This is a genomic window from Acidovorax sp. GW821-FHT09A11 (genome assembly GCF_059418365.1).
On sequence record NZ_JBWKPS010000016.1, the window covers coordinates 1 to 12,848 of the forward strand.

Sequence of the window (12,848 nt, forward strand, 5' to 3'; positions counted from 1 at the left end):
CCGCTGCTCTTGCGCGGGGTGGATGCGGGGCGGCGGCTGCGGGGCGCGGGTGCCGGCGCAGGGGCATCGGGCAGCGCATCGCTCGCGGTCCCTTCCGCCGCCGGCGCCGCCACGGGCGCCTGCACGTGCACGTGCACGGGTTCCTCGTCCGCGAGGTCCTCGCCCCGCGCCGTCTCATGGCCGGATTGCGCCTGGGCCGTCACGGGCGCCGGCAGCTGCGGGCGAAAGTAGCTGCCCGCCGGGCGCTCCGGCAGCGCATCGTCGCGCGCGCCGGAAGCCGGCGGCTCGGCACGGGTTTCTGCCGACAGGTCCTGGCGCGCATCCGGCGGCACCGCCCCGGCGCGCGCAGCGGCATCGCCCCGGCGCCCGCGCGAACGGCCGCCACGCCCACCGCCCTCGCTGCCGCCAGCGGATGCCTCCGGCACCGACGCGACCGCATGGAAATCATGGCGGAAGTACCCCGCCCCGCCCTGCCGCTCAGCGGGCGCGTCGGCTCGGCCCACGGGCTCGGCCCCCGTGGCCGCGGGACCGTGGCCCCGGAACACATACGCGCCCGATTTCTCGTCGCGCCCGAACTCCAGCAGCCCCCGCGCCTGCGCTTCTTCGAGCAGGTTGCCAAAGGTGCGAAAGCCGTAGTAGCCCTCGCTGAAATCGGGCTTGCGGCGCTTGATGGCTTCCTTGAGCACCGAGGCCCAGATCTTGCCGCTGTCGCCACGCTCGGAGGTCAGGGCCTCGAAGGTCTCCACCGCCAGCTCGACGCCCTGGGCGCGGCGCACCTCCTGGCTTTCCTTGCGATGGCGCTCTTCCTCGGGGGACCGGCGCGGTGCGGGTGCCGCGCCGGGGGGCTGGCGCCGGGCCAGCGCGCGCTGCTTCTCGCGCACGAGGTCGTCGTAGAAGATGAATTCGTCGCAGTTGGCGATCAGCAGGTCGGACGTGGACTGCTTCACGCCCACGCCGATGACCTGCTTGTTGTTCTCGCGCAGCTTGGACACCAGCGGCGAAAAGTCCGAGTCGCCGCTGATGATGACGAAGGTGTTGACGTGCGACTTGGTGTAGCACAGGTCCAGCGCGTCCACCACCAGGCGGATGTCGGCCGAGTTCTTGCCCGACTGGCGCACATGGGGGATCTCGATCAGCTCGAAATTCGCCTCGTGCATGGTCGCCTTGAAGCCCTTGTAGCGCTCCCAGTCGCAATAGGCCTTCTTGACCACGATGGAGCCCTTGAGGAGCAGGCGCTCCAGCACGGGCTTGATGTCGAACTTTTCGTACTGCGCATCGCGCACGCCCAGGGCGACGTTTTCAAAGTCGCAGAACAGGGCCATGCTGATGCTGTCGGAGGGGGATGCCATAAATGCTCGCGGTGTTCCGTTCAATGTTGGGACGGATCATCACACGGAACGCCCCGGGCCCTTCATGAGAACCCGCCGCGCCATGGTGCATGAGCGTGGTCAACGGGCATTGTCCGCTGCGAACGGCTCGCCAGCGAACGTCGCAACTGGCGCGTCCCAGGCCAGTGCCCCCCGCGCAAGGGCCGCCAAGCCGCTTGCGGCGCTTCACTTCCGTGCGCTGGGGGCGTCCCCTTCCCGCCAGCGCAGCGCAGCGAGAGAGGGGGAAGCGGCGCAGCCGCTCAGGGGGAGCTCACTTCAACTCGGCTTTGCCAGGCCCAGCTTTTCGACCAGCGCCTTCTCGCGCGTGAAGGTGTCCTGCGCGAATTTCTTGTACGCCGCCGTGCTCATGTACATCGGCACCATGTCGTAGCGGGCCAGGGCCGTGCGGTAGCTTTCCTGCTCCATGGCCTGCTTGAACGCGTCGTGCAGGCGCTTGACCACCGCATCGGGCGTGCCCTTGGGCGCGCCGATGCCAAAGGGCGAGTTCTGCACCAGGTTCAGGCCCAGCTCCTTGAGCGTGGGCGCATCGGGGAACTTGGCCAGGCGCTCGGCGCCCCAGGTGTTGAGCACGCGCAGCTTGCCGGCCTCGACCTGCGGCGCAAAACCGGTGGAGTCGGCCGCCGCCATGATCTGCCCGCCCAGGATGGACTGCATGAGGTCGGCGCTGCCCTTGTAGGGCACGTGCAGCAGCTCGATGCCCAGCTGCTGCGCGATGAGCTCCATGGTCAGGTGCGGGCTGGTCATGGTGCCGGTGGAGCCGTAGCTGAGCTTGCCGGGGTTGGCCTTGGCCCAGGCGACGAAGTGCGTCCAGGTCTTGAGCGGCGAGTCGGCGGGTACCACCAGGCCGAACGCATAGCCCGTGACGTTCAGCACGTAGCTGATGTCCTTGACCGGGTCCCAGTTGATCTTGGTGGTGTAGGGCAGGCGGAACACCCCGAGCGGGATCTGCGCCACCGTGTAGCCATCGGCAGCGGCCGATTGCAGCGCCTGCGCGGGCAGCGTGCCGCCGGCGCCCGGCTTGTTCTCCACGATCACGGGCTGGCCCAGGATCTTGCTGGCGTTGTCGGCCAGGGAGCGCATGGTGATGTCGGTGGGACCGCCCGCCGGGAAGGCGATCACGAGCTTGATGGGCTTGTTGGGAAAGCTCTGGGCCTGAGCCAGGAATGCGGGGGCGGCGAGGCTGGCGGCTCCCCATTGGATGATCTGGCGGCGTTGCATGGAGGGCTCCTGAAAAGGCAAAACGAAGACCCCTTCATTGGACTGCAGCCACGGCGGCCAGGGCATGCGGAAACCCCCTAGCCGCTGTCGCCAACGCGGCACCCCTGGGCCGCGTTTCGCGCCTCCGTGCCACCGCCAGGGGCGGCGGCGGCGGCCGCCGCCGCCGCTCGCCCGCGCCGCGCCGGTGGGGCGAGCATGGGCCGGAAGGGGCTGTCCGCCAACCCCGGGGTTCAAGCCTTGTAGGTGGACAGCAGGATGCTGGTCTCGGTGTTGGCGATGCCGGGCGTGAGGCGGATGCGGCCCAGCGCCGCGTCGAACGCCTCCAGGCTCTCGGCGCGCACCTCGGCCACGATGTCCCAGCGGCCGTTGGTGGTGTGCAGCGTGCCCACCATGGGCTCGCCGCGCAGCGCGCGGATCACCTCGGGCGCGGCGTTGCCCTCCACCGCGATGCTCATCCACGCGCGGATGCGCTGCGGTTCGGAATCCGGCCGCAGGCGCACGGTGTAGCCCACGATCACGCCGCCCTCCTCCATCTTGTGCAGCCGGTTCTGCACCGTGCCGCGCGATACGCGCAGCTTCTGCGCGAGGGTGGCCACGGGGGTGCGCGCGTCGGCGCGCAGGATGCTGAGGATTTCCCGGTCGGTGTCGTCCAGCCTGTTCATAGTGGGCCTCATTGCTATCAGAGTGGCAGATTTTGCAGCATTTTGACCAGTTCTAAGGCTATTGGTTGGCGTGGGCTGCCAGCAAAATTCTCCCACCCCCTCCCTTGCACCCATCCACCGCCATGCCCACACCTGCTTCCGTCCAGGCCCCCCGCGCCGTCGTGATGGTGCGCCCGCACCACTTTCACCCCAACCCGGAAACCGCGCACGACAACGCCTTCCAAACCCGGCCGTGGAACGCCACCGCGGCAGAGACGGCGCTCCAAGCCCATGCCGAAGTCACGCAGGCCGCCGCGCGGCTCGAAGCCGCGGGCGTGCGCGTGCACCTGTTCGAGGACCGGGGCGAGCGCCACGCGCCGGACGCCGTGTTTCCCAACAACTGGTTCTCCACCCACGCGGGCGGGCACGTGGCCGTGTACCCGATGTACGCCACGAGCCGCCGGCGCGAGCGCCGCAGCGACGTGCTGGACCTGCTCAAGGCCGAGTACCGCGTGCAGGACGTGATCGACTACTCGGGTCTCGAGGCCGACGGCATGTTCCTCGAAGGCACGGGCGCCATGGTGCTCGACCACATCTCCCGGGTCGCCTACACCGCGCAGTCGAACCGCGCCGACCCCGTGGCCCTGGAGCGCTTTTGCACCCACTTCAACTACGAGCCCATGGTGTTCGCCACCGCCGACGCGCGGGGCCAGCCCTGCTACCACACCAACGTGATGCTCTGCGTGGGCACCGATTTCGCGCTGGGCGGGTTCCACATGATCACCGACCCGGCGCGGCGCGAGGCCGTGCGCGAGCGCCTGCGCGAAACCGGGCGCGAGGTGATCGAACTGAGCGCGGCGCAGATCGCCGACTTCGCAGGCAACGCGCTGGAACTCACGGGCGCCCAGGGCCGCGTGCTGGCCCTGTCGTCGCGCGCGGCGGCCAGCCTGGCGCCCGCGCAAAAGGCCGTGATCGAGCGCAGCGCCCGCCTGCTGCCGCTGGCCGTGCCCACCATCGAACTGGCCGGGGGCTCGGTGCGCTGCATGCTGGCGGGCATCCATCTGGCGCGGCGCCATGCCCCCGCACCCACGGGAATTCACATCGAAATGGCCACCAGCGCCGGATGAACAAGCGCGGCGCGCTATATATTCAATAGCAAACTCAATCCCGGGAAGGCGGCGGCAACGCCTGCGTGTGCAGCCGCGCATCGCACCCCACGCCCGAGGCGATCCAGCGCCGCGCCAGCGCCGACAGCGCGCGCACGGCCCAGGGGTGGGCCAGGCCGGTCACGCCGCCGGGGTCGGCCACCATGCCGCACCAGTAGCGCTGGTCGGCATCGCTCCAGCGCAGGGCCGTGCACGGCCCCGTGCGGCGCCGCGACACCAGCATGCCCAGCGGGCAGGGCTCCGCCAGGCAGCACAGCCCGCAGCCATTGCAGGGCGCGCCTTCCGGGGGCTTGGGCGGTGCCTGGGTGTGCAGCCACACCACGGCGTGCGGACCAGGGGATTGTGCGGGCATGGAGAAAGCGGATCGAATGGACCGCGCGCAGCGGCCTCGGGCCGCAGCGCTCAGGCCTGCATTGTGGCGCCATGCACGCATGGGCGCGTGGCGCGCCCGCAGGCCGGCCGCAGGGGCATGCACGCAAAAAAGCCCCGCGCGGCCGGGGCCACGGGGGCTGAACCGGTCGAGAGGACCGGGAGAGGGAGACAAGCAAGGGGGAGCGAGCTGCCCCGGAATCAGCAAGGCCGCATCAGCATCCCAGCGGGCGGTTCGGGCGCATGGGGACGATGCCCGAGACACGCAGCGTGGCGCTGGAGCCGTCGGTGGCGGTGAGCGTCTTGCCGGTGAAGCGCACCTGGTTGCTCTCGCGCACCACGGCCGTGTCGGTGGGCTCGCCGCTCGCGTATTCCTTGCCGTCGAAGGTCAGGAACACCTGGTGCAGGCCGGTGGCGTCGGGGCGGTAGCGGATGTCGCCAAAGGCCGTGGCCGACGATCCCACCTTGTTGGCACCGTCGAAGCGGAAGGCGCACAGCTCGGGCACGGAACCGACAGGGTTTTCCTTGTCCACGTCCGTGAGGTTCAGCGTGCCGTTGCCATACACGCCGTTGAGGCTGTCCAGGGTGGCGCTGCTCACGGTGAGCACGCCGGGCTCATTGCTGGGCGTCGGATCGTCGTCATTGCCGCCGCCGCAGGCGACCAGCAGAACGGAGGTGGCTGCAAGGGCAGCGCAGGTCTTGAGCAGTGATTTCATGGTGATGGGTCCGTAGGAGTTGGTGGAGATGTGCGGGGCCGCTGCGCCTGGCGCCAACCCCTGCACTGAATCCTAGAAACCTCACCCCGCGCCGCGCGTGCGCCATGTTCCGCGCCGTGCGTAGGACATGGGCCGACAGTGGCGTGCGCCACCGCCGGGCCCTCCGGTCACCGCGCCAGCACCGCCGCCAGCGCCTTGCCGGTGTGCGTGCCCAGCCGCACCACCTCTTCCGGCACGGTGGCCGCCACGATGCGGCCGCCCTCCCTGCCCCCTTCCGGGCCGAGGTCGATGATCCAGTCGGCCTCGGCGATCACGTCGAGGTCGTGCTCGATCACCACCACGCTGTGGCCGCCGTCGACCAGGCGGTGCAGCACGCGGATGAGCTTGTCCACGTCGGCCATGTGCAGGCCCACCGTGGGCTCGTCCAGCACGTAGAGCGTGTGCGGCACCTTCTGGCCCCGGCGGCCCACCTCGTCGCGCACCTTGGTCAGTTCGGTCACGAGCTTGATGCGCTGCGCCTCGCCGCCCGAGAGCGTGGGCGAGGGCTGGCCCAGCGTGAGGTAGCCCAGGCCCACGTCCTTCAGGAGCTGCAGCGGGTGCGCGATGGAGGGCATGCTGGCGAAGAACTCCACCGCCTCGTCCACCTCCATCTGCAGCACGTCGCCGATGCTCTTGCCGCGCCAGGTCACGGCCAGCGTCTCGGGGTTGAAGCGCGCGCCGTGGCAGGTCTCGCAGGGCACCTTCACGTCAGGCAGGAAACTCATCTCGATGGTGCGCACGCCCGCGCCCTCGCAGCTCGCGCAGCGGCCCTCGCCGGTGTTGAAGGAAAAGCGCCCGGCCGCGTAGCCGCGCGCCTTGGCCTCCAGCGTTTCGGCGAACAGCTTGCGGATGGTGTCCCAGAAGCCGATGTAGGTGGCCGGGCAGCTGCGCGGCGTCTTGCCGATGGGGGTCTGGTCCACTTCGAGCACGCGGTCGATGCTCTCGAAGCCCGACAGGCCCGTGCAGCCCACCAGCGGCGGCGCCTTGCCCGCGTCCATCGCGTCGCGCCCGGCCTTGGTGGCGCGCTGCTGCACCCAGGCCTGGACGTTGGCCAGCAGCACGTCGCGCGCCAGCGTGGACTTGCCCGAGCCGCTCACGCCCGTGACGGCCACCAGGCGGTGCAGCGGCACGGTGGCCGTCACGTCCTGCAGGTTGTGCAGGTGCGCACCGTGCACGGTAAGCCAGCGGATCGCGGCGCGCGCCTTGGCATCGGCCAGCGCATCGGCCGTGAGCGCCGCCGCCGCCGCGGCCCGCTTCTTGACCGCGGCGCTCTGCCGGCCTTTGGGCGCGTCGGCGGGTTCGCCCAGCGCGAGGGCCTCGGCGCTCAGCTCGCTCGGCAGCATGCTGCGGCGCAGCTGCAGCGGGTGTTTCATGGCGTGCAGCAGGTAGCGGCCGGTCTGGGATTCGGGCGCGCCGGTGATGTCGTCCACGCTGCCCTGCGCCACCAGCCGCCCGCCGCGCTTGCCCGCGCTCGGGCCGATGTCGATGATGTGGTCCGCGCGGCGGATGGTGTCCTCGTCATGCTCCACCACCACCAGCGTGTTGCCCTTGTCGCCCAGCTTGTGCAGGGCGTTGAGCAGGATCTGGTTGTCGCGCGCATGCAGGCCGATGGTGGGCTCGTCGAGCACGTAGCACACGCCCTGCAGGTTGCTGCCCAGCTGCGCGGCCAGGCGGATGCGCTGCGCCTCGCCGCCGCTGAGCGTGGGCGCCCCCCGGTCGAGCGTGAGGTAGGACAGGCCCACTTCCTCCAGGAATTCGAGCCGGCTCTGGATCTCGGGCACGAGGTCGCGGGCGATGTCGGCCTCGCGCCGGCTCATGCCGCCTTCGATCTGCAGGGTCTCGATCCAGCGGCGCACGTCCGTCACCGACAGCGCGGCGATGTCGGTGATGCCGATGCCCGCGAACCGCACCGCGCGCGCCGTGGCGTTCAGGCGCGTGCCCTGGCAGCTGGGGCAGGCGGTGTCGGCCAGGTCTTCCACCTCGGGCTCGGCGAAGGTCTGCTCGCGGCCCTTTTCCTTGTCGTCCTGCACCGAGTCGTCGAACACCTTGCGCTGGTCGCGGGTGAGCTTGACGCCCGTGCCCACGCAATCGGGGCACCAGCCGTGCTTGCTGTTGTAGCTGAACAGGCGCGGGTCCAGCTCGGCATAGCTGGTGGCGCACACGGGGCAGGCGCGCTTGGTGGAAAAGGCCTGCAGCTGGCCGATGCCCGCCGTGGGCTGGCCGCTTTCCATGGCGGCGCGCAGGTCGCCGATGCTGCTGAGCACGTGCACCACGCCCTTGCCGTGCGTGAGGGCCTCGGCCAGCGAGGCGCGCAGCAGCGCCTCGTTCCCGGCGGACACCTCGACGCTGGCCACGGGCAGTTCGATGGTGTGCTCCTTGAAGCGGTCGATGCGCGGGAAATGGGTGGTGGGCAGGAAATTGCCGTCCACCCGCAAATGCGTGTAGCCGCGCGGCCGCGCCCAGTCCGCCAGTTCGGTGTACACGCCCTTGCGGTTCATCACCAGCGGCGCGAGCAGCCCGATGTGCTGGCCCCGGAACTGCGTGAGCAGCTGGGCGGCGATGCTCTCGGGCGTCTGCGGCTGCACGGCCGCGCCGTCCTTCACGCAGTGCTGGGTGCCGAGCTTGACGTACAGCAGGCGCAGGAAGTGCCACACCTCGGTGGTGGTGCCCACGGTGGACTTGCGCCCGCCGCGCGACAGGCGCTGCTCGATGGCCACGGTGGGCGGTATGCCGTACACCGCATCCACCTCGGGCCGGCCGGCCGGCTGCACGATGGACCGCGCATAGGCGTTGAGCGATTCGAGGTAGCGCCGCTGCCCCTCGTTGAACAGGATGTCGAACGCGAGCGTGGACTTGCCCGAGCCGCTCACGCCCGTGACCACGTTGAATTGGCCGCGCGGGATGTTCACGCTCAGGTTCTTGAGGTTGTGCTCCTTGGCGTTGACGATTTCAATGGCGTTTTTGGCCGCTGGCGCTTTATCCATGAGCGCAGAGCGCTCCTGTTTTCGTAGCGCGGCGGCTTTTTCGTGCACCGAGTGGCCGCCGATGCCCAGCGTGAGTTCGTAGTCGCGCAGCGCCAGGCCCGTGTGCGAGGTGGCGTGCTGGCGCACGTCCTCGGGCGTGCCCTCGGCCACGACGAGGCCGCCCGCGTCGCCGCCCTCGGGGCCCAGGTCGATGAGCCAGTCGCTCGCGCGGATCACGTCCAGGTTGTGCTCGATGACGATGAGCGAGTGCCCCGCGTCGATGAGCTTGCGCAGCGCGCGCATGAGCTTGGCGATGTCGTCGAAGTGCAGGCCCGTGGTGGGCTCGTCGAACAGGAACAAGGTGCCCTTGCGCGCTATCGTCTGGCGCGACTTGCTTTGCACGCGGGCCGCTTCCGCCAGAAAGCCCGCCAGCTTCAGGCGCTGCGCCTCGCCGCCGCTGAGCGTGGGCACGGGCTGCCCCAGCGCCACGTATTCGAGCCCCACGTCCACGATGGGCTGCAGCGCGCGGATCACGTCGCGGTCGGCGGCGAACAGCGCGGCGGCCTCGGCCACCGTGAGGGCCAGCACGTCGGCCACGTTCAGGGCCCTGCCGCCCCGCTCGATGGTGATCTCCAGGATCTCGGGCCGGTAGCGCTTGCCGTCGCAATCGGGGCAGCGCAGGTACACGTCCGACAAAAACTGCATCTCCACATGCTCGAAGCCCGAGCCGCCGCAGGTCGGGCAGCGCCCGTCGCCGCTGTTGAAGCTGAACTTGCTGGCGGTGTAGCTGCGCTGCCTGGACAGCGGCGCCACGGCGTACAGCTCGCGGATGCTGTCCCAGGCGCCCACGTAGCTCACGGGGTTGGAGCGGGCCGTCTTGCCGATGGGCGACTGGTCCACGAACACCACGTCCGAGAGGTGGTCCGCGCCCAGCATGCGGTCGTGCGCGCCCGGCGTGTCGGTGGCCTTGCCGAAGTGGCGCAGCAGCGCGGGGGCCAGCACGTCCTGGATCAGGCTCGACTTGCCCGAGCCGCTCACGCCGGTGACGGTGACCAGGCGCTGCAGCGGGAACTCGACCGACACGTTCTGCAGGTTGTGCTCGCGCGCGCCTTCGAGGATGAGGCGCGGCGTGGCCTCGGTCACCATGCGCTTGAAGCCGAAGCCCACGTGCTTGCGCCCGCCCAGGTAGGCGCCGGTGAGCGTGTCGGCATGGCGCAGGTCGGCCGTGGTGCCGTCGAACACGATCTGCCCGCCCAGGCGGCCGGGGCCGGGGCCCATGTCGATCATGCGGTCGGCCGCGAGCATCACGGCCGGGTCGTGCTCGACCACCACCAGGGTGTTGCCCGCGTCGCGCAGGCGCAGCATGGCCTCGGTGATGCGGTGCATGTCGCGCGGGTGCAGGCCGATGCTGGGCTCGTCCAGCACGAACAGCGTGTTGACCAGGCTGGTGCCCAATGCGGTCGTCAGGTTGATGCGCTGCACCTCGCCGCCGCTGAGCGTGCGGCTCTGCCGGTCCAGCGTGAGGTAGCCGATGCCCACGTCGCACAGGTACTTCAGGCGCGTGGTGATTTCTTCATGCAGGAGTTTCAGCGCCTGCGCATCGCCACCGGCCGCGGCGTCGCCCACGGGCAGCTCCATGCGGTCGAAGAAGCGGCGCAGCCGGTCGATGGGCAGCAGCATCAGGTCGTGCAGGCACAGGCCGGGCAGGGCTTCGAGCTGCTCGCGCGACCACAACACGCCCTCGGGCATGAAGCGGCGGGCAGGATCGACCGCGGCGTCCGCATCCTCCTTGCTGCCCACGCGCCAGAGCAGGCTCTCGGTCTTGAGGCGCGCGCCCGCGCAGGTGGGGCACGGCGTGTAGCTGCGGTACTTGGACAGCAGCACGCGGATGTGCATCTTGTAGGCCTTGCTCTCCAGGTACTCGAAGAAGCGCTTGATGCCGTACCACTGCTTGCTCCACTGCCCGTCCTTGTAGCCCGGCGTGCCGCCGATGACCCATTTCTTCTGGTCGTCGGTGAGCTTGTACCAGGGGGTGTCGCGCGGGATGCCGGCCGCCTCTGCATGGCGCATGAGGTCGTCCTGCGCTTCCTTCCAGGCGGGGGTCTGGATGGTCTTGATCGCCCCCGCGCGCAGCGTGAGCCTGTCGTTGGGGATCACGAGGCCGTAGTCCACGCCGATCACGCGGCCGAAGCCCCGGCAGCTCTCGCAGGCGCCCACGGCGGAGTTGAACGAGAACATCGAGGGAATGGGGTCGCTGTAGCGCAGGTCGCTGTCGGGGCAGTGCAGGCCGGTCGAGAAGCGCCACAGCTCGGGCTCGCCCTCGTCCACGAGGCGGTACACGTTCAGGCGCCCCGTGCCGCGCTTGAGCGCGACCTCGATGGCCTCGACCACGCGCGCCTTCTCGGCATGGCCCAGGCGGAACCGGTCGGCCACCACATCGAGCACCTTGCGCGGGCCCGTGGGCGTGGCCACCTCGCGCTCGGCCTGCACCTTGGTGAAGCCGCTGGCGGACAGCCACTGCTCGACCTGCTCGGCCGACGTGCCGCCCGGCAGCTCCACGGGGAATGTCAGCACGATGCGGGGGTCGCCGGCCTCGGCGCCGCGGCGCTGCAGCTCGGCGTAGATGGTCTCGGGCGAGTCGTGGCGCACCGGCTGGGCGGTCTGCTTGTCGAACAGCTGTCCGGCGCGCGCGAACAGGAGCTTCAGGTGGTCGTTGAGCTCCGTCATCGTGCCCACGGTGGAGCGGCTGGAGCGCACGGGGTTGGTCTGGTCGATGGCGATGGCGGGCGGCACGCCCTCGACCTTGTCCACCGCCGGCTTGTCCATGCGGTCAAGGAACTGGCGCGCGTAGGCGCTGAAGGTCTCCACGTAGCGGCGCTGGCCCTCGGCGTACAGCGTGTCGAACACCAGGCTGGACTTGCCCGAGCCGCTGGGGCCGGTGACCACGGTGAGCTCCCCCGTGCGGATGTCCAGATCCAGGTTCTTGAGGTTGTGCTGGCGTGCGCCGCGGATACGGATCAGTCCCTGGGTCATGGAGGCAGTCTTTTTCGAGGGTGAGGCGGGACATTCTAGGCACCGCCACGGACCCCGTCCGGCCATGCCGCAATAGCCCCTGATCGCACATCTGCTGACAAGTCCTGTCACACCTTCGGGTTATGCCGATTCGCAAACCGAGGACATTTGTCTAGAGTGGCCGGACAATTCAAAGGAGACGACCATGCACACATGGACACAATGGGGAGCCGCGACCGCCCTGGCCGCCGCGCTGTGCGGCACCGGCCATGCCCAGATCCTGATCGGCCAGACCGCGGGCTTCTCCGGGCAGGTGGCGGCGGGCGTGAAGGAGACCACCGATGGCGCCCTGCTGCACATCGAGGCCGTCAATGCCAAGGGCGGTGTCCACGGCCAGAAGATCGAGCTGACCTCGCTGGACGACAAGTTCGACCCCAAGCTGGCCGCCGCGAACGCGCGCAAGCTGATCGAGGAGAACAACGTGTCCGCGCTGTTCCTCACGCGCGGCACGCCCCACACCGAAGCCATCATCCCCCTGCTGGAGAAGCATGGCGTGGCGCTGGTGGGCCCGTCCACGGGCGCGATGGTGCTGCACCAGCCGGTGCGCAAGTACATCTTCAACGTGCGCGCCACCTACCAGCGCGAGGCGGAAAAGGCCATGACCCACCTGGCCTCCATGGGCATTTCGCGCATCGCCGTGGTGTACGCGGACGACAGCTTTGGCGCCGACGGCGTGGCCGGCGCCCAGAAGGGCCTGGCGGCCGCCAAGCTCACGCCCGTGGTGCTGGAAAAGTTCGACCGCGCCAAGCCCGATTTCGCGCCCATCGCGGCCAAGGTGGCCAAGGCCGATACCCAGGCCGTGCTGATGATCGCCTCGGGGTCGGCCGTGGTGGACGCGGGCAACGCGCTGCGCGGCGCGGGCTCGGCCGCGCAGATCGTGACGCTGTCCAACAACGCCTCGGGCGGCTTCATCAAGAGCCTGGGGAACAACGCGCGCGGCGTGATCGTGACGCAGGTGTATCCCAATGAGCGCGCGGTGACCTATGCCATGGTGAAGGAGGCCCAGGAACTCGCGCGGGCCAAGGGCCTCACCGAGATCACGCCCGCCATGCTGGAGGGTTTTGCCGCGGCCAAGGTGCTGGTGGAAGGGCTCAGGCGCGCCGGCCCCAAGCCCAGCCGCGAAAAGATCCATGCGGCGCTCGAGAGCATCCGGAAGCTGGACCTGGGCGGCCTGGAGGTCTCCTATGGCCCGGACGACCACACGGGCCTGGACTTCGCGGACTTGTCCATCATCGGCACCGACGGCAAGTTCCGCCGCTGAGGTGTTGCGAAATAC

At 69.8% G+C, this 12,848-nt stretch carries 8 protein-coding genes; 2 read left to right on the forward strand and 6 right to left on the reverse strand.

Annotated features, from left to right (window positions below; genetic code table 11):
- The 3 genes from AC07PV_RS24015 to AC07PV_RS24025 form a co-directional block, all read right to left on the reverse strand.
- The coding region (locus AC07PV_RS24015; protein ID WP_494631504.1) for an NYN domain-containing protein at positions 1–1,349 on the reverse strand (1,349 nt) is incomplete at its 3' end.
- A gap of 294 nt (positions 1,350–1,643) precedes the next feature.
- Positions 1,644–2,606: a Bug family tripartite tricarboxylate transporter substrate binding protein gene (locus AC07PV_RS24020; protein ID WP_218296253.1), complete on the reverse strand. Its 963-nt coding sequence runs from the start codon at positions 2,604–2,606 to the stop codon at positions 1,644–1,646.
- A gap of 230 nt (positions 2,607–2,836) precedes the next feature.
- Positions 2,837–3,268 (reverse strand): Lrp/AsnC family transcriptional regulator, encoded by a 432-nt coding sequence (locus AC07PV_RS24025; protein WP_218296254.1) that lies wholly within the window; start codon positions 3,266–3,268, stop codon positions 2,837–2,839.
- Positions 3,269–3,390: 122 nt separating this feature from the next.
- Between AC07PV_RS24025 and ctlX the strand changes: the two genes are divergently transcribed.
- Positions 3,391–4,374, forward strand: a complete 984-nt coding sequence (gene ctlX, locus AC07PV_RS24030; protein WP_494631506.1) for a citrulline utilization hydrolase CtlX — start codon at positions 3,391–3,393, stop codon at positions 4,372–4,374.
- A gap of 34 nt (positions 4,375–4,408) precedes the next feature.
- Here ctlX and AC07PV_RS24035 read toward each other — a convergent pair whose 3' ends face one another.
- The 3 genes from AC07PV_RS24035 to uvrA form a co-directional block, all read right to left on the reverse strand.
- The gene (locus tag AC07PV_RS24035) at positions 4,409–4,765 is read right to left on the reverse strand and encodes a hypothetical protein (protein WP_218296256.1); all 357 of its coding nucleotides are present in this window, start codon (positions 4,763–4,765) and stop codon (positions 4,409–4,411) included.
- Between the two features lie 232 nt (positions 4,766–4,997).
- Positions 4,998–5,498 (reverse strand): hypothetical protein, encoded by a 501-nt coding sequence (locus AC07PV_RS24040; RefSeq protein ID WP_218339873.1) that lies wholly within the window; start codon positions 5,496–5,498, stop codon positions 4,998–5,000.
- Positions 5,499–5,665: 167 nt separating this feature from the next.
- Positions 5,666–11,533, reverse strand: coding sequence for an excinuclease ABC subunit UvrA (uvrA, locus tag AC07PV_RS24045; protein WP_494631508.1), 5,868 nt, complete (start codon positions 11,531–11,533; stop codon positions 5,666–5,668).
- Positions 11,534–11,717: 184 nt separating this feature from the next.
- Here uvrA and AC07PV_RS24050 point away from each other — a divergent pair, with 184 nt between their 5' ends.
- Entirely contained in the window at positions 11,718–12,833 is a 1,116-nt protein-coding gene (locus AC07PV_RS24050; protein ID WP_218296259.1) for an ABC transporter substrate-binding protein, read from the forward strand.
- Positions 12,834–12,848 lie beyond the last annotated feature (15 nt).